Here is a 24,239-nt window from a genome sequence, read left to right as displayed (position 1 = left end):
TGGTGACGCGACGTTCCGCTCAGCGAAACACTGGAGGCCATCGTGCTCCGCAGGTTCCGTCTCCTCACCGGCTTGGTCCTCGCCGCCGGTCTGACCGTCGCCGTGTCACCCGGCGTCGCACAGGTGTCCTTGCCGAAAAACCCATCCGCACAGGTCAGGCGGCATGCTGGTACTCGTGGAGGATGCCGCCGAGGCGATCGCGTCTTCGTATGTCAAGGTGGGCCAGCTTGTCCGGAGCGGCGATCGGCGCGGGCAATGGGTACAACGGGCGTGCGTTCGCGATGCCCTGGTGGGGGCGGTGTCCGTTGTAGAACTGTTCGAACTCGTGCAGGGCGTGGAGCAGGTGCCGCTGGTTCCAGATCAAGGTGCGGTCCAGTAGTTCGCGGCGGCAGGCCTGGACCCACCGTTCCATGATTGAGTTCATTCTCGGCATCTGGATGCCGCTGAGTACGACGTCGATGCCCGCGTCGGCGAGGATGGCGTCGAACATCTCGGGGAACTTGCCGTCCCGGTCGCGGATCATGAATCGGGCTCGGCAGCCGGTGTCCTCGAGGTCGATGACGAGGTTCTTCGCGGCTTGCACCATCCAGGAGGCGGTCGGGCGCGCGGTGGCGCCCAGGATCCGGATCCGGCGGCTGGTGTGCTCGATCACCGCGAACACGTACATCCGTGTCCCGGTGAGGGTGACCGTTTCCAGGAAGTCGCAGGCCAGCAGGGCGTTGGCTTGGGAGCGCAGGAAGTCGGCCCAGGTACTGGCCGCCCGCTCGGGCGCCGGGTCGATCCCGGCCTCCTGCAAGATCTCCCACACGGTCGACGCGGCTACCTTCACCCCCAGCACCAGCAGTTCGCCGTGCAGACGCCGGTAGCCCCAGCTGGGATTCTCCCGAGCCAGGCGAAGCACCAGGGCACGGATGGAACGAACCGTGCGCGGCCGGCCCGGACGCTTGGGCCGCGAGGCAGCTGCGTGCCGGCGGGCCAGCAGATCGCGATGCCAGCGCAGCACCGTGTCTGGGCGCACCAGCAGCCGCACTCGGCGTAGCAGGTCGCGCGGCAGCCAGTGCAGCAGCGCCGCCAGGAACGCCCGATCAGTCGCGTCGAACCGCACCTTCTCCTGGCCCAGCTGGCGCTGCAGCAGCGTGATCTGATGGCGCAGGGCAAGGATCTCCACATCCTTGTCCCGATTGCTCATCGGCAGCAGGCGCAGCATCGCGAACCCGTTCGTCACGCTCAAGTACGCCAGTCGGAGCAGCACGGCTGCCCATCATGCCGCAGCGATCACCCGGCTGCGCGCAGCGCCAGCACCGGTAACCGGCGCCGACCAACCGGTACCCCGGCTCCCCATCAGGGCGGATGACGTTTTCGGCAAGGGCAGGGTTTGTCGGCGCAGGCCTCCTTCTCGTAGCGCAGGACCAGAAGTTCCACGTTCTTCGCTGCGTTGCAACCGGCCAGCAAGAACTGCCAACCGGCAATCCGGCAGCACACGAGGTGGATCAGACGCAGCGACACGAGCAACGATGGTGCCAGGCATCCCTGTTAGGAACCACGTCCGGCCAGGTCAACCCCCGGTGACCGCATTTGCAACCCCGCAGGCTGCTACGCCACCGCCGACGAGTACGGCATGCCCGGCAGCTACGTGTCCGGTGCCAACATCGACGGCTTCCACCGGGTGGCGGAGACGAGCTCGCGCTCGGCCTGATCTGATTCGCCGCTCACCGCCGTGACGCGCATGACATGCCCCGTGTCCCTGTCCTTCGGGCCGAATCGCAGCATCGACCGAGCGGTTAGGCCGCATCGGTTTGGAAGAGGCGTTGCTCGACGTGGTGGAGGGCAGAACGGACGGCGCCGAGGGCGACGGCCTCGCTGCCGAGCGACGATGCCCGTACTTGAGGGCTGAACAGGCACAGTTCATCGAGGTAGCGGCGGACGGGGTCAACGATCAGCGGCCCGGCCTGCGAGATTCCGCCGCCGACCACGACGAGGTCAGGGTCGACCGTGAGGGCCATCGCGGCGACGCCTTGGGCGAGGTCGAGGGCGAACCGGTCGACACGTTTGGCGGCGGCGGAATCGCCGTCGCGTACCGCGTCGAAGACGGCATGAATGCCGTCTTCGACTTCTGTCATAACCGTGGACTGGTGGGACAGCAGGCGGTGGTAGGAATTCTCCCAGTCGAGGAGCTTCAGGGTGCCGATTTCGCCCGACGCTCCGTGGTGGCCGCGGTGTGGCTTGCCGTCGATGAGTATTCCGGCGCCGATGCGATGACCGGCGTGGACGTAGATGACGTCGCGTGCGTCGGTGGCGGCGCCGCACCAGTGCTCGGCGAGAGCCGCCAATTTCATGTCGTTTTCGACCGCGACGGGCCCGCTGAGGGTGCCGCCGGTGGCGGTGGTCACCTGGTGCTCGATCTGCGCGCGGAGGTCGAGGCCGGTCCAGTCGGGTAGGACGGAAGCGAGGACGTGCCCGTCGCCGGAGATGACGCCGGGGGAGGCGGCGACGGTGGCCAACAATGCCGCGCCATCGAGCGCGGGGACGCAGGCCGTGAGGATGTCGTTGACCTTGCGTAGTCGGCGGGGGGCGGGCATGTCCGGGTCGACCGTGGCGCGGTGGCGGGCCAGGATGGTGCCGTGCAGGTCGGCGACGAGGGCCAGGATCTTGTGCGCGCCGATGTCGATGCCGAGGACGCGCCCTGCGTCGGCGCGGAAGGTGAGACGCCGGGCCGGTCGGCCGGGCGGTCGGGGGTCACGCGGCTCCGGGATGAAGTCGGTGACCCAGCCCTGCCCGACCAGCTCGTTGGCGGCCTCCTCGCACGTGGGTCGCGAGAGCCCGGTGGACCTGGCCAGTTCGGTAAGCGTCAGCGGCCCACCGGTGTAGAGCGTGTGCAGCACTGCGGCGCTGTTGAGTCGCCGCAGCAGTGAGGGATCGCCTGCCTTCGGTCGCACAAGTCTGCTCCGTCCTTCCGGCCGGTGTCGTCTGATCCGGGCTCTTGACACCCTCCGGGCCGGTCATGTTCACTGCCGTCACTCAGATATTAAAGGAACTTCTTTAAGTATCAAGTCGACGCGGCGAGAGGAGCGGGGCATGGACCGGCGAGGGTTTCTGGCGCTCGGCGGAGCCGGGTTGGCCGCGGCGCTGTCCGGTTGCACGGCGGGCGGCAAGCAGGGAAGCAGTTCGGCGAGCGGGACTGAGCTGACATTCCTGACATTCGAGACCCCCAACCTGGACGCGGCGTACTGGGATGCGGCGATCGCGCGCGCCTCGGCGAAGGTCGCCGGCGTGACGATCAAGAAGCTGGTCGCGCCGACCGTCGAGCGGACCGGATACGTCAAGCAACTCGATGCGTCGGGCCAACTGCCCGACATCATGATCGCGGTGAACCCCAACGGATTCGCGCAGGCGGGCAAGTTCGTCGCGTGGACCGACGAGGACCTGGCGGCGTTCGTTTCCCCGCATTCCAACCCGATCGACGGCAAGATCTACCAGTTGCCGTACAACACGCAGCCCACTCCGCTGGTCTACTACAACAAGGTCGCCTTCGCCAGCGCCGGGATCACGACGCCACCGCAGACCTACGCGCAGTTGCTGGATGCCTGCGCCAAGCTCAAGGCCAAGGGCATCAACCCGTTCGTGGTCGGCGGGGGCGGCAAGGACACGTGGGCCGACATGTACCCGCTGATCGCGTGCGTCGCCACCGACGTCTACAAGTCCAAGCCGACGTGGTTGGCCGACCGGGCGGCCGGCAAGACGACCTTCTCCGATCCACTGTTCGTCAAGGCGGTCGGCAAGGTCGCAGATCTGGCGAAGGCCGGTTACATCGATCCGGCGGGGCTGAGCCGTTCCTACGCGGACACCGAGCAGGCATTCCGCGACCGCAAGGGGGCCATGTACCCGATGGGCTCCTGGTTCGCCGCCTCCGCCGACGCCAAGAAGCTCGACTTCGAGGTCGGCGTGTTCGCCTGGCCGGCCGACGACGGTTCGGTCGTCGTGCCGGCCTACACCGGCGGCGGGATGAGCGTGAGCACGAAGGCACCCAATGTGGACCTGGCGAAGAAGTGGGCGCTGGCGTTCATGCTGGACCAGGCGAACCTCGACGGAAGCGTCAAGGCCGACGGGTCGATCATCGCGATCAAGGGCTACCAGCCGCCCGCCGACATGGGGCCGGTCTACAAGGCCACGGTCGCCGCTTACCAACAGGCCGTCGGCGCCAACGGCGTGGTCAACGCCTTCTCCGTCGAGGGCGGTGACGGCTCGCTGCTGCCCGGCCTGGCCGACAAGGCGGCCATCGGCGTGCAGGACCTGATCACAGGCAAGAAGGACGCCGCACAGTACACGGCCTTCCTCGACGCCGAGTGGGCCAAGGCCAAGCAGTAACGACCACGCGTGGGTGAAGCCCGGCGGCGCTACACGTGCCGCCGGATGTTCGAAAGGGGAGCCCCTCGATGGCGGTGACAGGCGCGTCTTCAAGAGTGGAGACGGCGCGGGCGCGGGCCAGCAGGGATGTGCGGCCATCCCGCTACCGGGTGAGGACCAGGCTGGGGTCCTTCGGGGTATTCGGTGCCCCGGCGCTGGCGTTGTACGCCTGCTTCGTACTCCTCCCGGTCGCCGTGACCGTCTACCACAGTCTGACCAACCACAACCCGTACCATCCGCCGACGCAATGGGTGGGCCTGCGCAACTACCGGCTTCTCGCCGCGGACGCCGACTTCCACAAAGTGCTGACGAACACGGTGCTCATCACCGCGATCGTCACGGTCGCCGCGAACGCGCTGGGGCTGGCAGTCGCCGTACTGCTGGACCGGCGCGGCTGGCTCTACAACACGCTGCGCGGCGTCTTCTTCACCCCGGTCGTGCTGAGTTCGGTCGTCGTCAGTGTGATCTGGCAGGCGATTCTGACCGATGACGGCCTGCTCAACTCCGCGCTGCGCCAGCTTGGTGTCGACCATCCGCCGGGCTGGCTGTCCGACCCGGACGTAGCTCTCTACACGCTCGCGTGGATCATCGTCTGGCAGATGCTCGGCTTCTGCGTCGTGGTCTTCCTGGCCGGCCTGCAGGGCGTACCACAGGAGCTGCACGAAGCCGCAGCGATCGACGGAGCCGGACCCGTGCAGCGGTTCAGGCGGGTGGCCTGGCCGCTGCTCGCGCCGGCGCTGACCATCAACACCGTCATGCTGCTCATCTCCGGATTCAAGGTCTACGACCAGGTCCAGGTGATCACGAACGGCGGCCCGGGCAATGGAACCACCAGCACCATAGCGTTCGAGGTCATCCAGACCGGCCTCGTGGGCAACCGCATCGGCTACGCCTCGGCCGTCGCCACCGTGATGCTCGTCGTCGTCGCGGTCGTCTCCACCGCGGCCCTGCGACTGCTGCAGCGTCGGGAGGTGACCGCATGAGCCGACGCCACCCGCACTGGCTGCGCGCGATCGTCGCGGTCTTCGTGACCGCCGTGTTCTTCTTGCCGCTCTACCTGGTGCTCGTCAACGTATTCAAGTCTGGCGACACCATCGTCATGGACCCGGCCGGGTTGCCCGTCCCGCCCACCCTGGACAACATACGGCAGGTGCTGACGCGACCGGACCACCTGTTCTGGTACGGGCTCGTCAACAGCGTCGAGGTCACGGCGGTGTCCGTGACAATCTTGACGGTGCTGTCGGCGATGTGCGGGCACTACGTCGCCCGCAACACCGGCCTCGGCCCGCGGATCATGATGATCATCATGCTGGCCGGGTTGATGATCCCACCGGCGGTCATCCTCACCCCGATCACCGACGTGCTGCGCGCGACGGGACTGATGACCTCCGTAGCCGGACTGGTTTTGGTCAACGTCGGCTACTACGTCCCGTTCGGAGTGTTCGTCTTCGCTGGTTTCGTCAAGACCATCCCGATCGAGATCGAGGAGGCCGCGGCGCTGGACGGCGCCAGCCAGCTTCGGGTCTTCTGGCAGTGCGTCTTTCCGCTGCTGCGACCGGCGTCGGCCAGCGTCATGATCTTCCTCGGCGTATGGGTCTGGAACGACTTCCTCAACCCCCTGATCATCCTGGGTCCGGCCGAGGGCACCACCGTCACCGTCGGCATCTACCGGGCCATCGGCGAGCACCAGCAGGACTTCGGCGCCGTCTTCGCGCTGATGTTCCTGGCCACGCTGCCGATCCTCCTGCTCTACCTCGTCTTCCAGAAGCATTTCGTCAAGGGCCTCACGGGAGGGGCCAGCAAGGGATGACCATCGTGACCACAACCGCCGCCGAACCATTCATCACCGGTGAGCTTCGCGTGCCGATGACCCGGCCGCTGTCGCTGGTGATCGTCGGTGCCGGCGCCCGAGGATCGGCCTACGCGGCGCTCGCCGCCCGTCGCCCGGACCAGGCCCGCGTGACCGCGGTCGCCGAACCCCGGATACGGGTGCGGACAACCTTCGCAGACCGGTACGGCATCCCCGACGCACGCCAGTTCGACAACTGGCGCGACCTCGCGCAGCTGCCGCGAATGGCGGACGTTGCCGTGGTGGCCGTCCAGGACCTGGATCACAAGGACGCCGCCGTCGCGCTCGCCGATCTGGGCTACCAACTGCTGCTGGAGAAGCCCATGGCCACCTCAGAGGCCGACTGCGAGGCGATCGCCGATGCTGTCCGGCGCAACCGCACGGCTCTGGCGATCGCCCACGTCATGCGGTACACGCCCTACACGGTCGCGCTCAAGCAGCTCCTGGCCCACGGCGCGATCGGCGACATCGTGTCAATCCAGCACCTGGAGCCGATCGGCTACTACCACTTCGTCCACTCGTTCGTCCGCGGCAGCTGGCGCCGAGAGGACGAGTCGGCATTCCTGCTCCTGGCCAAGTCGTGCCATGACATCGACTGGCTGTGCGACATCGTCGGCCAGCCGGTACGCCGCGTGTCGTCGTTCGGCTCGCTGACCCACTTCACGTCGTCGAACGCGCCCGCCGGGGCCACGGACCGCTGCCTGACCTGCCCGCTCACCAAGACGTGCGTTTACGCGGCGCCGCGGATGTACCTCGACGGGCTACGACACGGCGGTGCCAAGCAGTACTACGCGAGTGTCGTCACCGCAGGGGAGCTCACCGAGGACGCCGTCACGGCCGCCCTGGCGGATGGCCCGTACGGGCGGTGCGTCTATCACAGCGACAACGACGTGGTCGACCACCAGGTGGTCAACCTCGAGTTCGACGGCGGCACCACAGCGGCATTCACCCTCACCGCTTTCACCCCGCTCGAGAACCGGCGTACGAAGATCTTCGGTACCCGTGGCCAACTCACCGGCGATGGCCGGCACCTCGAGGTTTACGACTTCCGTACCGAACGCACGACAGTCATCGACACGGACCTCGACGGTTCGTCGGCCGCCGACGGCCACGCCGGTGGCGACGCGGGGTTGGTCAACGCCTACATCGACGCGCTGCACGGTGGCCGCCCCGATCTCATCGTCTCCGGCATCGACGCGAGCCTCATGAGCCACCGGGTCGTGTTCGCCGCCGAACGCGCTCGGCGGACCGGGGAGGTGGTGCCGCTGTAAGAGGTGCCCACAAAACGATCTTCGGGTCTTCCGTCCTTTATAGAGGATGATCTGCAGTGTCTGGCCGTGCGGCATGGTGAGCGGAGCCGGGCCTGGGTGCGGCAACAGTTAGGCGTCCGGATCCCGTATACATCGGATGATTAGTCCCGTCGATGAGCGAGCGCGCCCCAATGTTGCAGCCCGCCTAAGAGCTGGCCACAAAGCTTGACCCCACTCGGATATCGACCCTAACCTCTCCACCCAATGATCCGATGTTTGCACGACTGTCTGCACCCGTGCAGTACGGGCGGGAATCCGATCTGAACGAACGCCTCAACCAGAGGTGGGAAGGAGACAGCAATGCAACCTCAACGCCGATGGTGCTCCGTCGTCGCGGCTGGGGCATTGGCTCTGGCCTCGCTGGTGTCTGTGCCTGCCGCAGCCACTGCGGCGGCAGGCGCCATGTCCCCTGAAAGCACGAAAGCGGCGATCGAGATCCCCGCGGGATACCTCTCTGTCGGACTCGACTCGGCGGGCACCGTCGTCGGCCTTCGGGACACGCGAACCGGCTTCGACTACCTCGAACCAGACCGTTCCGCGTCCCTGGTCAGCCTGGTGATCGACGGCAAGCAACAACGACCGACCGAGGTGACCCGCGCGAAGCGCGATCCCAGCCTGTTGACCTTTGCGAACGACGCGGTGGGCTTCAAGGTCGAAGTCCGGATGAGCGACCAGACGAGTTACACGACTTTCGACGTCGTGAGCGTCGAAGGACCGGACGGGGCGGATGTCCAGACGTTGCTCTGGGGTCCGCTGCCCACATCCATCACCAAGACTATCGGCGAGGTGGTGGGTGTCGTCCACGACGACGCCTTTGCCGTAGGGCTGCGGCCGCTGAACGACCGCACGGAAGGCACATGGCCGCAGGAGTATCAGCAGTACGGCTGGGAGAGCGAAGTCCACAATAACCCGTCACGGCTGGAGGTGTGGCCCCACGAAGAATACAGCGCCGCAGGGAAGACGCCCTGGGGTTCGGTGCTGAGGGCGTTCACGTACGACTACACCAAGGAGCGGGTGCGGCAAAATGTCGACGGGTACCCGATCCCCGTCGGACCTCTGCCGGGCATCGAGGGTGAGATCGTCGGCTCGAAGATCGCTCTCTTCGGCACCTCACCCGAGCTTACCCCGACGGTGCTGTCGGCCATCGCAGCGGGTGAGGGCTTGCCCTACCCGACCCAAGACGGCCAGTGGCAGAAGGCCGCGCAGGCGAGCAGCCAGTCATTCCTCGTGCTGGGCGACCTGCGCACCGAAAACATCCCGACAGCTGCGCGCTTCGCCAAGGCGGCCGGCATCGAGTACCTCTACTCCTTGCCCAACGCCGTGGGGCCATGGCAGACGACCGGCCATTACCAGTTCAATTCTAGTCTCGGCGGTAGTGACGCCGGCGCCGCGGCCGCGGTGGAGTTGGCCAAAGCCAACGGCGTGCACTTGGGCGTGCACACGATCTCCGACTTCATCAGCACCAACGACGCCTACGTCACACCGCCTGCCGACCGCCGCCTCGCACTCGGAGGCCGTGCCACGTTGACCCGTCCCGTGGCGGCCACCGACACGGCACTGTATGTGGACGATGGAGGCTTGTTCACGAAGGGTGTGCAGGGCCGGTTACTGCGCATCGGCGACGAGTTCGTCAGTTACGCGACGGCCCAGCAGGTTGGTGACGAGTGGAAGGTGAGCGGGCTCGGCCGAGGACAGTGGCGATCCGTCGCCACTGATCACGCGGCCGGTGATCAAACCGCGCGCGTGATCATCAACCAATACGGCGGGGCGATCGGTGGTCTGCCGATCATCGACGAGATCGCCGACAGGTTGGCGACCGCGTGGAACGCCACGGGAATACTCTCCAACTCCTACGACGGCCTCGAGTCGGCGTCACTGTCGGGCTGGGGAAACTTCGGCCAGGCCAGGTTGGTGAACGGCGCGTATGCCAAGAACGAGGCGAAGGACGGCTTCGTCACCGAGACCAGTCGAATGACGTCCAACACATGGGACGCGATCACCCGTGCCAGCTGGGGTGAGGTCGCATCCACCTCGATGAGTCAGGTCTTCATCAACAACGAGTTCTACCGAGCCAACTTCCTCCCCGGCATGTTGGGCTGGATCAGCCTGGGCGGCTCGGAAAGCCTGCTGAGCGTCGAGAGCAAGCTGGCTCGCGGTGCCGGACTGAACGCTGGCGCCGGTTTCCAGACGAGCGTTGGAAGCCTGACCCGCGGGGGGACCAACACCGACAAGGTGCTCGACGCGATCAAGCAATGGGAGACCGCTCGTAACCTCGGCGCATTCAGCGACGAACAGAAGGAGCGGTTCCGCGACCAATCCACGTACTGGCACCTCACCGTCGCCGAGCCCGGGGTGAAGTGGTCGCTGCAGGAGCTGAACGCCACTGGCCAGCCCGTGGGCGACGCCCAGGAGGTCGTCGTTCCGACACCCAAACTGAGCGCCGACCCGTTGCCGCCGGCCACCCTGCACCAGCTCTACGAGACGCGGCTGACCACCAACACGCCGGCAACGGTGCGCTACGAGGTCACGGCTGGCGCCCTGCCCGAGGGCTTGGAGCTGAACAAGGACACCGGAGGGATTACCGGGACACCGGTTCTCGCCAAGCCCAGCCGGTTCACGGTCACCGCGTACAGCACCGACGGCCTTCCCGAGGCTCGTGCTGAATACGAGATCGACGTACGACCGGCACCGGTTACCTCCGTTCACCTGGACCTGCGCGGCGCCGATGGACCGGCACTGCCCGGCGTCCGCGTCGAACTCGAAACCCGGTTGTCGAACGCCGGAAAGACGCCGATCCGCGATCTCGAGTTGCGGCTCGACGTCCCAGCCGGTTGGGACGTCGAAGCTACCTCCCCGACCGTCTTCGACCTAGTGCCGGCAGGCACCCACATCGCGGCCACGTGGACGGTGACCCCGCCGACCGACGCGGCACCGGGCGACCACGGCGTGACGGCGGTGGCGAACTACCTCGCCCCACCCGGGCCCGCGACGGAGGAGGCCACGAGTGAAATCACCGTGATGGCCGTCCACCAGACGCTGGAGTCGGCGTTCAACAACATCGGCATTACCAGCGACGACAACCCCAAACCAGGCAACTACGACGGAGGCGGGAACAGCTTCTCCGCCCAAGCCTTGGCGCAGGTGGGACTGACGCCCGGAGCCAAGATCACGCACGACGGCATCGAATACGCCTGGACTGCCGCCGCACGAGGATCGGCGGACAACGTCGCCGGCGGAGCTCCGACGATTCAGCTCAGCGGGCAATTCCAACGGATAGGGCTGCTCGCTTCAGGAATCGGGCAGGCCGTCGGGACGGTGACCGTGCACTACGACGACGGCACCTCCGCCGAGGCGGGGGTGGAGTTCCCCAACTGGTGCTGTTCGTCGGACCCCATCAACGGCGGCGCGAGTCTGGTCGCCACCGCGAACTACCGCAACACGCAGGCGGGGCCGGCGAACTTTGGCGCCGGATACCGGGTGTTCGCCTACTCATTCAAGGTCGACTCATCGAAGCGGGTCGTCGCCGTTACCCTGCCGAAGGAGGGGACCGTGCATGTCTTCGCGATAGGAGCCGCTGTCTGAGGTACGGACTCCTCATGACCGTGTTGCGGGCTGAGGTGGACCGCGAAGCCGCTGGATCGCCGCAACCCGCTGGTTGAGCGCCGCGCGCGACTGGGCCACTGGCAAGACCCACCTCGGCAGCAGCGAACAGCCTACGACGTACGTGGCGGTCGAGGCGGCCTAGCGGACCGCCTTGCCTCCGATGGCGCGCCGTCGCCGCTGACCATCACGGCGGCGGCGCGCCATCGACCCGTGCTTCGCACCGAACTGCCGTGAATTCGGGGTGACCGCGTTTCGCGTGTCGGCTTGGCAAGCCGGTGAGGGAGGTGGGTCGGGGTGGGGCTAGCTGACGGGGGCTCCCGCCGGGGGCGGAGCGGTGAAGCGATCCGGGTCAGGTAGGAGCCGCCAGTCAGGCGGGCCAACACCGGCGGGCCCCGGATCGACCTGCACCGCGGCCGAGCCCTGCACGGTCGCCGAGCTGTGGGCGCTGCACGACAAGCGGCGTGCCGAGGTCGTGGGGGCGGCACATTGACGCATGTCCTGCCCGTTGTCGCCCGCCCTTGAGCGGGCGAGGAAACCTCCCAATCCCCTCCATCCGAAAGAGACAAACGTCATGACGGTTGATCAACAGAGTCACCTGTTCTGCGAGGTTGTCGGCCAGCCGGACGGCTGGTCGCGCGTGGTGTCGCGGGTCGGCGAGTTCGCCGCCGCCCTTCCGCCTGCTGGCATCCGGGTCGCTGTGATCGGCTGCGGTACGTCGTACTACATGGCGCAGGCGTACGCGGCGCTGCGTGAGCAGGCCGGCCTGGGTGAGACTGACGCGTTCGCGGCGAGTGAGCACAAGCTGCGCCGCGGGTACGATGCCGTTCTGGTGATCAGTCGGTCGGGAACCACGACCGAGGTGATCGACGTGCTGGAGTCGCTCAAGGGTCGTGGTGTGAGCACGTCGGCGATCGTCGCCACCGCCGGTACGCCGGTGACCGAGCTGGCCGACCACGTGATCCTACTCTCCGAGGTGGATGAGCGGTCGGTGGTCCAGACGCGGTTTGCGACGTCCGTGCTGGCTCTGCTGCGGGCCTCGCTGGGGGAGAACCTCAGCCGTGCGATCGCGGACGCGGCGGCGGTGCTCGCCGAGGACGAGGCGCGGGCGTTGGCGCGGCTCGCCGACGCCGAGCAGGTCACCTTCGTGGGGCGCGGCTGGACCGTCGGGCTCGCCGAGGAGGCGGCGTTGAAGCTGCGCGAGTCGGCGCAGTTCTGGACGGAGTCGTATCCGGCCATGGAGTACCGGCACGGACCGGTCAGTATCGCCGCACCTGGACGGGTGGTCTGGGCGTTGGGCGCCGTGCCGGTTGGGTTGGCTGAGCAGGTACGCGCGACCGGGGCGCATTTCGAGCATCGGGACGTCGACCCGTTGGCCGAGCTGGTTCGGGTGCATCGGCTCTGCCTGGCCAAGGCCCGCCGGGCGGGCCTCGACCCGGACAACCCTCGGCACCTGACCCGTTCGATCATCCTTGCGCCGCCGGCCGGGTGGTAGCGTGTCCGACTCGCGTGAAGTGGTCGCGGCCATTGATGTCGGTGGCACCCGCATCAAGGCCGCGCTGGTCGACCGGTCCTATCAACAGCTCACCCGGATCACCCACCGGACGCCGCCCGATATCGCCGCCGACATCGGGTCGGTGGCGAGCCGGATCGTGTCGGCCCTGCTCGACCAGGCCCGGGGCGAGGGCGGAGAGCCGACGCTCGTGGGGTGCGGCATGGTCGTGCCCGGTGTGGTCGACGAGCGGCGGGGGATCGGGCGGTTGTCGGTCAACCTGGGTTGGCGTGACCTGCCGGTCGCCGAACCGGTCGGCCGCGCCCTCGGGATCCCGGCCACGGTCGGCCACGACGTGCGCGCCGGTCTGCTCGCCGAGTCGCGACTGGGTGCCGCGCGCGGTGCCCGTAACGTCGTGTTCCTGCCTGTCGGCACGGGCGTGGCGGGGGCGCTGATGCTCGACGGCCGCCTGGTTTCCGCCGACGGATGGGCCGGCGAAGTCGGCCACGTCATCGTGGACCCGGAGGGATCTGTGTGCGGCTGCGGCAGCCGGGGCTGCCTCGAGACGGTCGGGTCGGCGGCCGCGGTCGAGCAGGCGTACGCCCGCGACACCGGGCAGCGGGTCGGCGCCGAGATCGTGGCCGGCCGCGCCGCCGCTGGCGAACCGGAAGCCGCCGCCGTTTGGGCCCGCGCCGTCGACGCCCTGGCCCGGGCGATCGCCACGACGGTCAGCGTCACCGGCGTCGACCTGGTGCTGATCGGCGGCGGGCTCGCCGAAAGCGGCGACCTGCTCCTGGCGCCGCTGCGGCGGAGCGTCGACGACCTGCTCACCTTCCACCGCCGCCCCCGCCTGCAGCGGGCCGCCCTCGGCGACCGCGCGGGCTGCCTGGGCGCGGCCTGTCTCACGTGGGAGGCGCTGTGATCATCACGGTCACCCTGAACGCCGCGCTGGACATCACCTATGAGGTGCCCGACCTCGTGCCGAATGCGAGCCACCGGGTCAGCGCGGTCCGCCAGCGGGCCGGTGGCAAGGGGATCAATGTCGCGTCGGTGCTCTCGGCATTCGGGGTCCCGGTGACCGCCACGGGGCTGGCGGGTGGCGGGATCGGGGCCGACATCCGCGCCGACCTCGACGCCCGCGCGGTGCGCCACGCTGCTGCCGCGGCGAGAGCAGACGCACCGTCAACGTCGTCGCCACCGCGCAGGGTGACGCGACGATCTTCAACGAGCCAGGCCCCACGGTGCCCGCGGGCGAGTGGCGGATATTCATGTCGTTGCTGGATCAGCTGATTCAGCAGACGGCAGCGTGCGTCGTGGTGGTCTCCGGGAGCCTCCCGGCCGGGTTGCCGGTCGACGCGTACGCCCAGATCGTCGAACTCGCTCACGGCCGGCACGCCCGATGCATCGTCGACGCCGACGGGGAGACGCTGCGCCGAGCGCTGGCCGCTCACCCCGACGTCGTCAAACCGAATCTCGACGAACTGTTCGCCGTCACTGGGGTCGACGATCCGCTGCGCGGTGCGGAGGTGCTGCGGCGGCTCGGTGCTCGGGACGTGGTGGTGTCCCTCGGCGCCGACGGCGTCCTGGCGGTTCCGGCCGACGGGCCGGCCTACCGCGCCGGCCTGGGCCAGCGGTTGGCGGGCAACCCGACCGGCGCCGGCGACGCGGCGGTCGCTGCCGTCGCCGCCGGGATCGAACGTGCGCACGGCTGGCCCCGGATGCTGGGCGACGCCGTGGCCTGGTCGGCCGCCGCGGTACTGAACCCGGTCGCCGGCCCAGGTGGATCCCCATGAGGTGCCGCGACTGGCGGCGAGAGTGCGAATCGAGGAGACAGATGACGCTCGTACGACTTGACCAGGTGCTGCGGGACGCGCGCCACACCGGGCGTGGTGTCGGGGCGTTCAACGTGATCCAGGTCGAGCACGCCGAGGCCCTGGTCGCCGCCGCCGAGCGCACCGACCTGCCGGTGGTGCTGCAGATCAGCGAGAACGCCGTGCGCTACCACGGGTCCCTCGCCCCGATCGCGTTGGCCACCAGGACCATCGCCGAGCGGTCGGACGCCAGCTGCGTTCTTCATCTCGACCATGCGACGAGCGAGCCGCGTTTGAATATAGGCTGATTCCGCTAAGAACGAGCACGGCCGTCTAGCAACTGGTGGCCTCGACCCACGGGGCCTCGCGACGGGCCATCGGCGGCCAGCCCACCAACCGCCGGTCAAGGAACCAGCATGCGTCCTGCGGCGAGCACGGCGGCCAGGCTGCCGCCGAGCACTACCGCCGAGGAGGCGAGGATTGGCGCCCGCCGGGTCCACCTGCGCAGCTTGGCCGAGTCGGCGGCGCGGGTCAGCAGCGCGTCGCGTCCGCGGAGCACGATCAGGCCGACCCCGGTCAGGGCCAACGCCATCCCGCCTCCGAACGCCGTAACCATCAGTACCGCAGCCCAGACCCGGCCGGTCAGCAGGCCACTGAGCAGGACCAGGAATGCCGACGGCGAGGGGAGTAGACCACCGGATGTGCCGAGCAGGACAAGGCCGCGCCAGCTGAGCAGGGATTCACCAGGCACGGGGTGGGAGTGGCGGTGGCCGTGCCCGTGGTTGTGGCCGTGCGCATGGCCTCGGTTGCCCAGGTGACGCCACAGCAGACCCACCCCGACGCCCAGCACGACCAGGGCAGCGATCAACTGCAGCCAGCCGGTCAATGCCGCGATGTCCGGAGCGTTCTCCGCGGCGAGCCACCATCCGACGGCGAGTGCGGTGACGGACGCGGTGTGCATCACGGCGACGATGATGCCCAGCCATACGGCGTCCCGTACCCTTCCCCGGCCTGCCACGAGGAAGCTGGCCGCAAGTGTCTTCCCGTGCCCGGGGGCACACGCGTGAAAGGCGCCCACCAGGGCCGCGACGAGCAGCGCCAGGGGCAGTACGACACGGTGTTCCAGCAGTCCGGAAAGGTCCGTGGTCCAGATGCTGAACGGCCCTTTCCGCCGGTCCGAGACGACCGAGTTGCCACCGGCGGGCGGGCTGAGCGTGAGCCTGCGGGTCGGCTCACTGGCGGTGTGCAGGCCGCCGCTGCCCGACTCCGTGATGGAGATGGTGCGGTACCTCGGGTCGACGTCGTTCAGCGCGGTGATGGTCACGGCGATCGCGGTTACCGGATTTGGGCAGCGGTAGCGGAGGCGGGCGCCGTCCTGGCCGAGGCGTGCGGTGTCCGCGTGGTCGAGCGGGCAGGGCTGGCCGTCCTGGCTCAGCCGAATGTGCGAGCCGAGGTACTGCGCCTCGGATGTCCCGGCTGCGCCGGACTTCGTGCGGAGCACGGCCAAGTCGTCCTCCGTGGCCGACCAGATGACCACGACCGCCTTCCCGTCGGCGGTGATCCCGGCAACCGGGGGCGTACCGAAAGGATGCGCGTCCGCCGTGCCTGGCAGACCGAGCAGCGCCAGCGCCGTGAGGGCGCCGACGAGGAGGAGGCGTGCCAGGTTGGAGCAGTGGTGGCTGAAGATGTGCACAGTGGTGTCCCATCGGGATTGCCCCGGTGCGCGGCCTCCCAGGCCGGGAGGCCGCGCACCGGCGCGAGAGCGGTGTATCGGGTCGTCAGCCGCCGCGGCCGTGCCGGGCCGCCAGAGCGTGGATTGACCCGTCGTCGGTGAGGGCGATCACCCAGTCACCGCTGATGGACAGTGCCGAGGTCACCCCGCCGCCGAGGTTGTACTCGGCCAGCCGCTTGCCGTTGGCGCGGTCCAGGACGACCAGCCGCCCGTCCCAGGTGCCCGCGTACACCAGGTCCTTGGTGACCAGGGCGTGCATCACAGGGGATCCGGGCCCCGTGTTGGTGGCGCAGCCGCTGGCCACCCGCCACTTGTCGTCCGTGGGGCTCTCCCCGGGCAGGTAGCCGGCCTTGGTCTCCCAGAGCGGCTTGGCCGGGTCGGCCGCCTTCGTGTTGTAGGCGCGGATGACACCGTCGCGGCCCGCGATGTAGGCGATGTCGCCCCAGACGGCGGGGCTCGTCAGCGGTGCCTTGCCGGGCTCGCAGGTCCAGGGGTCGTTCGCGGCGGACTTCCACAGGACGTTGCCGGTCGTGAGGTCGTGCCCGCGGGCACCGCTCTGAGTCACCGTCACCAGTTGAGGGTTCCCATCGGCCGGGTCGGTGAGGACCGGGGAGGAGTGGCTGTCGATGCCACCGTCGGTGTTCTGTTCCCACAGCTTCTTGCAGGCCGAGAGGTCGATGGCGACCAGGGTGTTGCTGGAACCCGTGTGCAGGTAGGCGGTGTTGGAGCCGGGCTGGCGGACCGCCGTGCTGTGGAACTGGCCCCAGGCGAACGAGGCGCCGAAGCCGCCGGGCAGCATCCCGCCGGTCTCGGCGTCACGGCAGCGGATCATGTACGCGTCCTGGTAGACGGCGACCGAGCGGTGGTCCGCGCCCGCAAGCGCGAAGACGCTGACCGGTCCGCCCGCGCGGCCGTAGCGGCGCACGGTGTCACCGTGCTGCTCCTCACGGTCGATCGACTGCCAGACGACGTGGCCGTCCTCGGCGTCGAGAGCGTAGATCCGGCCGACGGCGGTGGTTAGGTAGACCTTGCCGTCGTGCAGGGTGGGCGCCGACTCGGCGTCGCCGTCCAGGTAGGTCCGCCAGATCTCGCGGCCAGAGGTGAGGTCGTAGGCGAGCACCATGCTGTGCGGGGAGTCGAACGCCCGGGAGGAGACGATCACCTTGCCGTTGGCGATCACCGATCCGTTGAGGTTGAACTGCTCACCGGTGCTGGCGGCCCAGCGCAGGTCGAGTTCGCTGCCCGGATCGTCCGCGCTCGCGGACCGCCCCGCCTCGTCGCGGCCCTGACGGGTCCAGTCCTGGCCACTCCTGGGCCTGGCCAGTTGGCTGTCGGGCAGCACCTGGAAGGTGTTCTCGATGGTGGGCCACGCCTTGCCCTTGGTGTCGACGGCGGTCATCTCCGCCGTGTACGTACCCGGGCCCAGGCCCTCGATGCGGTCACTGACCCGGGTCCAGGAGATCCGGGCGTCCGGGCAGGGCTCCGGCGTGCCGCCGGGTGCCGTGTAGCAGTTCTCGATGCCCGTCCGGGCGTTGCCGGCGCCGAACTTCAGGCCGATTTCCTCCTTCACCATACGGCCGCGGCTGTCGCGGATGGTGAGGGTCGCGTTGGCCGGGGTACGGCCGTCGTCCTCGGCGTATAGCTCGACCGGGATCTTGGCGCTGGCGGGGTGGACGCTGCCCTGTGCGGGGCTGACCAGCGCGGCATCGTCATCGATGTCGAACTGCCGGTGCGTACCCATGACATAGCCGGTGTCTTCGTTGCGCTTGGTGCGCGGGTCGTCGGTGATGTCCTTGAAGTCAAGGATCTTGTAGTCCGGGTGGGAGCCGTCGATGCCGTACTTGCCCTGGTTGTTGACCTCGACCGAGCGGTTGAAGGCGCCACGGCGGTACTCGGCCTGCTGGTTGTGGCCGGCGGCGAACATCCGCACGTCGTACTTGGCCAGCTCGTCGATGGTTGGCTGCATGCCGGCGGCGGGTCCCCATTGGGTGAACAGGGACCGGTGGGCGAAGACGAGCACCTGCTTGCCCACGGCGTGGCGCTTGAGGTCCTCACGCAACCACTCCAGCTGCGGCTTCAGGCCGCTGGAGTCGTAGTTGTCTTCGAGGACGACGATGTGACGGCCGTTGCGGTCGAAGCTGTACCACTCGGGGCCCATGTTCTGCCGCCAGTAGTCCATGCTGCCGGCATAGCCCCGGGAGGCGGCGGTGCCGCCGAAGTCGTGGTTGCCGATCGTCGGGTAGTAGGGCAGGCCGAGTTTGCCGTCGGTCAGGCCCTTGCGCAGGATGTCGTAGCCGCCCTGTCGGCGTGGCTCCTGAGCGTAGTCGGTGACCGTCAGGTCACCGGTCGTGATCACCATCGACGCGCCGTCGACCTCGGACATCGCCTCGACCTGGCCGGTCCACTCCGGCAGCGTGGAGCGGGCGGCGCCGTCCGAAGTGTTGGACACCTCGGTGTCGGAGACCATCAACCACTTCTCGGTGGGGTTGGCGGCGTTCTCGTCCGGTACGAGGGCGAAGTCGATGCCGGTGCGTGGGCCGCTGTCGGGCACCCGGTGGAAGAACTGCGGGACGTAGTCCTGCCGCAGAGCGGGGGTGTAGCCGTTGGGGGAGACGATGCTGACGAGATCGGTCTCCCGGCGGGTCAGATCCATCTGCAGGGTGTACGAGCCGTCGGCGCCGGTCGTCGTCCAGACAGCGCCGTCGGTGACATCGACGCCGGGCATCGGGGCCTCGCCCTGATCCCGTACGCCATTGGCGTTGACGTCCTTGAAGACCGTGCCCTGGACGGACACCCAGTCACCGGTCGTCGCCGCGTCGGCGGCGAACGATGTGCCGGACGGAGCCAGACCCGCCACCACGGCGGCGCCGGCCGCGACGAGCCGCCTACGGCGACGGCTGCCGGCCGGCGGCTGCAGCGGGCGCTGGAACTGCGAGCGACGCCGGAGCGCCGAGCGGAGGGCCAGCAGCGCGACAACGGCGAGGGCCAGGCCAAGCAGCACGGGGCGCCACGGGAAGGCAGGGCTCTCGGGGGCCTCGTGGGCGCCTGTCGCATCGACGACCGGGGCGGCCACGGTCGCGTCGACCGTGTTCCCGTCGAACTCGACGATGGCCTGGGTCAGTCCGCCCTCCTTCAGCATCGACGTCAGGTCGAGCTTGTCGACATGGCAGCTCCACGCCAGCTCGACCACCACACCGCCGGGGACTCCGCCGCTGTCGCCGGCCACGCCGGAACCGCTGACCGGGCAGGATGCGGTCAGCAGGCGTGATGCCCAGGCGCCCGCCTCCTCGGGCGACACCACGTCGCGGTGGACGATCAGCCTCCCGCTGGTGACGTTCTCCTTGGTGGAGACGACGAGTTCGGCGTGTTGTGGCGACACGTGCGCGGATGCGGGCTGTGCGCCGAGGCCCAGTACGAAGGCCAGCAGCACAAGACCGGCTGTTGCCGCTGCGCGGATTGGTTTCATGTGCAGGAAGCGTGCGGGCGGTACGAGTCCGGCAGCGAAACATCCGGGTGGCTGGGGTTGAACGATGGTTGGCGCCCTGATCGTTTGTGATCGGGTCTTGACGAAATCCTGCGAAATCACTCATGCCTACTGCGTCGTCCAGGCCGGCCTCAACCGGAACTGCCCCCCTTTGCCGTGCTGGCACAGCACCCCGACGACCGTCGTCGCGGAGACAGACTCGACGGTCACCCGCGGGTTGCATCGCCAGGGCCGCATAGTTCATCGCCCAGTTACCCTCGGGGTCGGCCTCTGCTGTCACCCCGGCGTCGGCCAGCCTCTTGGCCATCGCCAGCTGCGCAGAACTCGGCTTCGGCGGTAGCAGGCGCAGGAACCCGCCCGAATTCGGGGTCGAGAGCGGCCGAGCCATCCGGTGAGCCGGCCTCGATCATCACCTGGAACGGGTTGATGTTGAGCCCGGTGAGGCCGGTGGGATGCCGCGTGGCGATCGACAACGGCCACTGGGTCCTGTTGGCATGCACGGCGGATCCGCAGCAACGCCTGCTTCCACCGCTCGTGCGCGGCCTGTTCGGTGGCTCGCCGGCCCGGCCGGGCATGCCCGGCCTGCTCCGCCAACTGCCAACACGTCTTTACCTCAAGATCGGCCAGGAGCCCGGTCACCAACGCCGCAGCACGCCGGCGCGGCTCCACCCGTCCGAAGCGGCCCACGAAACACCCGAGCACCCCGGCCATGACCCGCTCCCCGGCACCAGGATTTACGCTGTGGCCTGCGGCCACCGCCAGATCTGAAGTTATGTCCACAAGGTACAGACGATCATGCGGTGGCCGCTTCGCGTCCAGCCTCCCAGAGCAGCGACATCTCAAACGGCGGCCGCCGCACTAGACATCCGACCTTTATCCTGTCAGATTGAGCTCCAGGCACGCCTGGCGTGATCATTCGTCCGCATTCCGCCGCAAATAGACCCGATCATTGAAGTTCAGGAGTTCGTCCATGGCCCCGTACCACCCCAACCGGCGCCAAGTCCTGCGACTCGGTGGCGCGTTCGCCCTCACCCCTCTCGTTACCAAGCCCACGACGGCTCCGGCGTCGGCGGCACCGGCCACCGTCGGGGCTCCGGCCACCGCATCCGCCGGGTTGGCGCCGGTGAATCGAACCTCGCTCGCCCGCCACTCTCTCTGGTATCGGCTCCCTGCCACGGACTGGCAGTCCCAGGCGCTGCCGATCGGCAACGGCCGGATCGGCGCCATGCTGTTCGGCCAGCCCGACCGCGAGCGGATCCAGTTCAACGAGCAGAGCCTCTGGGGTGGGGTCAACGACTACGACAATGCCCTCGCCGGTCGCCCCGACGGCGCCTTCGACACGAGCATGACCGGCTTCGGTTCCTACCGGGCCTTCGGTGACGTCATGCTCTCCTTCGGTGCCCGGCCGGAGATCACCGCCCCTGGTGGTCCCTACACGACCGCCGCGACCGAGGGGGTGGACAAGACCGTCGACGGCGACTCGCGGACGAAGTGGTGTATCGAGCGTCCCCCGTCGGAGGTGATCTGGCAGGTGGCCCTCACCGCATCCGCCGCCGTCTCGACCTACCAGCTCACGAGCGCCAACGACGTCCCCCTCCGAGACCCCCAGGCCTGGACCTTCCAGGGCTCGACGGACGGGTCCGCGTGGACCACGCTCGACACCCGTTCACTGCCCGGCCCCTTCGAGAGCCGGTTCCAGACCAAGGAGTTCACCTGCGCCAACAGCACGACCTACCGCTTCTACCGCCTCGCGTTCACGCCCCGCTCCGGGGTGAGCCACTTCCAGGTGGCCGAGATCGGGCTCGCCGGGGTCGACCTCGGTGGAGGCCGCCTCTACGTCTCCTCGCCCTCCGGCCATGCCGACGGCGCCGGCATCGGGCAGGACATCTCCCGGACCGTGGACGGGGACGGCTCCACCGTGTGGCGAGCGGCCGACGCGACCGCCGGGGCGGTGTGGCAGGCCGACCTGGCGTCAGCTGCGACGGTCACCGGCTACAGCCTCACGGCCGCGCTGGACACTCCTGAGGAGGACCCCGGTTCGTGGACCCTTGAGGGCTCCACTGACGGCCAGGCGTGGACGCTGCTCGACGAGCGCGACGCCCAGCCCGCCCTCGACCGCGGCGAGCGTCGACAGTTCACCGTCGGCACGCCCAAGGCGTTCACCAGGTACCGCCTGACGCTGCGACCGGCGTCCGGGTCCTCGGTTGTGCGCGTGGCCGAGATCCGCCTCGTCGGCACCGGATTCGACACGGCGACGCTCGGCCCGGTGGTCGAGTACCGCCGGGCGCTCGACCTTGAGTCCGGGATCCACGCCACGTGGTTCGGCTCCCCCGGACAGCGGGTCCTGCGGGAGGCGTTCGCCAGCCGATCGGCCGACCTGCTCGTGCTGCACTACGAGGCCGAGCGCGCCGGCGCGCTCGACTGCGACCTCGCCCTCACCTCCGCGCAGGGTGCGTCCACGACGGTCGACGCCGCAGCGCGGACCGTCGAGTTCCGCGGCACCATGGGAAACGGCCTGAAGCATGCCGCCGTCCTCCGGGTGGCCGAAACCGACGGCTCCGTGACCGGCACGGGTTCCCAGCTCCGGGTGCGCTCGGCGACGCGCATGACCCTGCTCCTCGACGCGCGCACCGACTACAAGCTCGACGCTGCCGCGCAGTGGCGCGGACCGGACCCCCAGCCCGCGATCATGGCAGCCCTCGACGCCGCAGCCGCGCAGTCCTACGAGGCCCTGCGCGGGACGCACGTCGCCGAGACCCGAGCCGTGGCCGGGCGCGTCTCCGTGCACTGGGGGCGCACCGACGACGAGGTCACCGCTCTCCCGACTGACGCCCGGCTCGCCCGTTACGGCACCGGCAAGTCCGACCCCGGGCTCGAGCAGACCATGTTCGTCCTCGGCCGGTATCTGCTCCACAGCTCCTCGAGGCCCGGCGGCCTGCCTGCCAACCTCCAGGGGCTCTGGAACGACAGCAACCAGCCCCCGTGGGCGTCGGACTACCACACGAACATCAACATCCAGATGAACTACTGGGGCGCGGAGACCACCAACCTCAGCGAGAGCCATGAGGCTCTCGTCGAGTTCGTACGCCAGGTCGCGGTGCCGAGCCGGGTCGCGACCCGCAACGCCTTCGGCGCCGAAACCCGAGGCTGGACGGCTCGCACGAGCCAGAGCATCTTCGGGGGCAACGCGTGGGAGTGGAACACCGTCGCCAGCGCCTGGTACGCGCAGCACCTGTACGAGCACTGGGCCTTCACCCAGGACCTCACCTACCTGCGCCGCATCGCCTACCCGATGATCAAGGAGATCTGCCAGTTCTGGGAGGACCGGCTCGTCGAGAACGAGACCGGCGAGCTCGTCTCGCCGAACGGGTGGTCGCCCGAGCACGGCCCGCGCGAAGACGGCGTGATGTACGACCAGCAGATCATCTGGGATCTCTTCCAGAACTACCTCGACTGCGCGGCGGCGATCGACGTCGACCCCGAGTACCGGGCCACCATCGCCGACCTGCAGTCCCGGCTCGCGCCCAACAAGATCGGCCGGTGGGGCCAGCTACAGGAGTGGCAGACCGACCGCGACGACCCGAACGACATCCACCGCCACACTTCGCACCTGTTCGCGGTGTTCCCGGGGCGCCAGATCACGCCCGACGTGTCGCCCGACCTCGCGGCAGCCGCTCTCGTCTCGCTCAAGGCGCGGTGCGGCGAGCGCGAGGGAATCCCGTTCAGCGAGGCAACCGTCTCCGGTGACAGCCGCCGATCGTGGACCTGGCCCTGGCGGGCCGCGCTGTTCGCGCGGCTCGGTGACGCCGAGCGGGCGCGGTACATGCTCCGGGGCCTCCTGCGGTACAACACGCTGAAGAACCTCTTCTGCAACCACCCGCCGTTCCAGATGGACGGCAACTTCGGGATCACCGGTGCGATCGCCGAGATGCTCCTGCAGAGCCACGAGAGGGTCATCCACCTCCTGCCCGCGCTGCCCAAAGACTGGGCCGACGGCTCGTTCACCGGTCTACGTGCTCGCGGCGGCTACGAGGTCAGCTGCACCTGGCGCGACGGGCGCGTCATGGACTTCACGGTCGTGGCCGACCGGGCACGCGACCAGGGCACCGTCATCGTCCGCGTCAACGGCGAGGACGTGCGGGTCAAGCCGGTGAACCCGCGCGAGCGAGGCGGTCGCTGACCCCCCGCATGCACCACTTCCCGGCCCCGGCCCCGTGGACGCCGTCTGGCGACCACGGGCCCGGGGCTTAATTCGATGAATGCGAAGCCAAGCCGGGTGCCGCTCCAGGCGTCATGGGGTCCGCGAGGTGAGGCGGGCGGTTGCGTCTGCCATGCCCGGGGCCTTGGGTACGCCACTCACCGCCATCCGGGATGATGCCGAGATTCTTGATGTCGATGTGGACCAGGGCACCGGGGTTGGCCTGCTCGTAGCGGCGGACGGGTGGCCCGGCGGCCCGGTCCAGGTGCGTCAGCTATGCGCCTGAGGGGTGGCCGACTACGACGGTTCGTCGTCCTGGTGGACAACGCCGGCGTCTTCCCGTGTGGACGGGTCGAAGG

The 24,239-nt window shown here is 68.8% G+C and carries 17 protein-coding genes and 1 pseudogene; 11 read left to right on the top strand and 7 right to left on the bottom strand.

Going from position 1 to position 24,239, the window contains the following annotated elements:
• Window positions 1–154: 154 nt before the first annotated feature.
• From ONA70_RS05705 to ONA70_RS05695, 3 genes are all read right to left on the bottom strand, one after another.
• Complete coding sequence (locus ONA70_RS05705) at window positions 155–1,252, bottom strand: helix-turn-helix domain-containing protein (RefSeq protein ID WP_265005272.1); 1,098 nt, start codon at window positions 1,250–1,252, stop codon at window positions 155–157.
• Window positions 1,253–1,341: 89 nt separating this feature from the next.
• A complete protein-coding gene (locus ONA70_RS05700; RefSeq protein WP_265005271.1) occupies window positions 1,342–1,506 on the bottom strand; it encodes a hypothetical protein in 165 nt (54 codons plus the stop codon).
• Window positions 1,507–1,781: 275 nt separating this feature from the next.
• Window positions 1,782–2,936, bottom strand: coding sequence for an ROK family transcriptional regulator (locus ONA70_RS05695; protein ID WP_265005270.1), 1,155 nt, complete (start codon window positions 2,934–2,936; stop codon window positions 1,782–1,784).
• Between the two features lie 178 nt (window positions 2,937–3,114).
• Here ONA70_RS05695 and ONA70_RS05690 point away from each other — a divergent pair, with 178 nt between their 5' ends.
• From ONA70_RS05690 to ONA70_RS05645, 10 genes are all read left to right on the top strand, one after another.
• Window positions 3,115–4,365, top strand: coding sequence for an ABC transporter substrate-binding protein (locus ONA70_RS05690; protein WP_265005269.1), 1,251 nt, complete (start codon window positions 3,115–3,117; stop codon window positions 4,363–4,365).
• Between the two features lie 35 nt (window positions 4,366–4,400).
• Entirely contained in the window at window positions 4,401–5,387 is a 987-nt protein-coding gene (locus ONA70_RS05685) for a carbohydrate ABC transporter permease (protein WP_265005268.1), read from the top strand.
• Window positions 5,384–6,214 (top strand): carbohydrate ABC transporter permease, encoded by an 831-nt coding sequence (locus ONA70_RS05680; protein ID WP_265005267.1) that lies wholly within the window; start codon window positions 5,384–5,386, stop codon window positions 6,212–6,214. The genes ONA70_RS05685 and ONA70_RS05680 overlap by 4 nt, the downstream gene beginning before the upstream one ends.
• Window positions 6,215–6,219: 5 nt before the next feature.
• On the top strand, window positions 6,220–7,524 hold the full coding sequence (locus tag ONA70_RS05675) for a Gfo/Idh/MocA family protein (protein ID WP_265005266.1): 1,305 nt from the start codon (window positions 6,220–6,222) through the stop codon (window positions 7,522–7,524).
• Between the two features lie 339 nt (window positions 7,525–7,863).
• Window positions 7,864–11,145, top strand: a complete 3,282-nt coding sequence (locus ONA70_RS05670) for an NEW3 domain-containing protein (protein WP_265005265.1) — start codon at window positions 7,864–7,866, stop codon at window positions 11,143–11,145.
• Between the two features lie 592 nt (window positions 11,146–11,737).
• Entirely contained in the window at window positions 11,738–12,658 is a 921-nt protein-coding gene (locus tag ONA70_RS05665) for an SIS domain-containing protein (protein ID WP_265005264.1), read from the top strand.
• Window position 12,659: 1 nt separating this feature from the next.
• Window positions 12,660–13,577, top strand: a complete 918-nt coding sequence (locus ONA70_RS05660; RefSeq protein WP_265005263.1) for an ROK family protein — start codon at window positions 12,660–12,662, stop codon at window positions 13,575–13,577.
• The gene (locus ONA70_RS05655) at window positions 13,574–13,945 is read left to right on the top strand and encodes a PfkB family carbohydrate kinase (RefSeq protein ID WP_265005262.1); all 372 of its coding nucleotides are present in this window, start codon (window positions 13,574–13,576) and stop codon (window positions 13,943–13,945) included. The genes ONA70_RS05660 and ONA70_RS05655 overlap by 4 nt, the downstream gene beginning before the upstream one ends.
• Window positions 13,924–14,448, top strand: coding sequence for a PfkB family carbohydrate kinase (locus ONA70_RS05650; RefSeq protein ID WP_265005261.1), 525 nt, complete (start codon window positions 13,924–13,926; stop codon window positions 14,446–14,448). Before ONA70_RS05655 ends, ONA70_RS05650 begins: the two co-directional genes overlap by 22 nt.
• 41 nt (window positions 14,449–14,489) lie before the next feature.
• Window positions 14,490–14,774: a class II fructose-bisphosphate aldolase gene (locus ONA70_RS05645; RefSeq protein WP_265005260.1), complete on the top strand. Its 285-nt coding sequence runs from the start codon at window positions 14,490–14,492 to the stop codon at window positions 14,772–14,774.
• A gap of 95 nt (window positions 14,775–14,869) precedes the next feature.
• On the opposite strand, the gene ONA70_RS05640 is transcribed toward ONA70_RS05645, so the two are convergent.
• From ONA70_RS05640 to ONA70_RS37135, 4 genes and pseudogenes are all read right to left on the bottom strand, one after another.
• Window positions 14,870–16,159, bottom strand: coding sequence for a HoxN/HupN/NixA family nickel/cobalt transporter (locus tag ONA70_RS05640; RefSeq protein ID WP_265005259.1), 1,290 nt, complete (start codon window positions 16,157–16,159; stop codon window positions 14,870–14,872).
• A gap of 85 nt (window positions 16,160–16,244) precedes the next feature.
• Window positions 16,245–19,664 (bottom strand): outer membrane protein assembly factor BamB family protein, encoded by a 3,420-nt coding sequence (locus ONA70_RS05635; protein ID WP_265005258.1) that lies wholly within the window; start codon window positions 19,662–19,664, stop codon window positions 16,245–16,247.
• Between the two features lie 269 nt (window positions 19,665–19,933).
• Window positions 19,934–20,257, bottom strand: coding sequence for a chondroitinase family polysaccharide lyase (locus ONA70_RS36865; protein ID WP_406601148.1), 324 nt, complete (start codon window positions 20,255–20,257; stop codon window positions 19,934–19,936).
• A pseudogene (locus ONA70_RS37135) lies at window positions 20,247–20,393 on the bottom strand (IS701 family transposase); the annotation flags it as partial. The pseudogene ONA70_RS37135 and the gene ONA70_RS36865, both read right to left, overlap by 11 nt.
• A gap of 412 nt (window positions 20,394–20,805) precedes the next feature.
• Between ONA70_RS37135 and ONA70_RS05625 the strand changes: the two are divergent.
• Window positions 20,806–23,862 carry a glycosyl hydrolase family 95 catalytic domain-containing protein gene (locus ONA70_RS05625; RefSeq protein ID WP_265005257.1) on the top strand — a complete coding sequence of 1,019 codons (3,057 nt, stop codon included), beginning with the start codon at window positions 20,806–20,808 and terminating at the stop codon, window positions 23,860–23,862.
• Window positions 23,863–24,239 lie beyond the last annotated feature (377 nt).

Origin of the sequence: Micromonospora yasonensis (genome assembly GCF_026013475.1) — a bacterium.
Taxonomy (GTDB): Bacteria; Actinomycetota; Actinomycetes; order Mycobacteriales; family Micromonosporaceae; genus Micromonospora; species Micromonospora yasonensis.
This window is presented reverse-complemented; position numbering and strand designations above follow the sequence as displayed.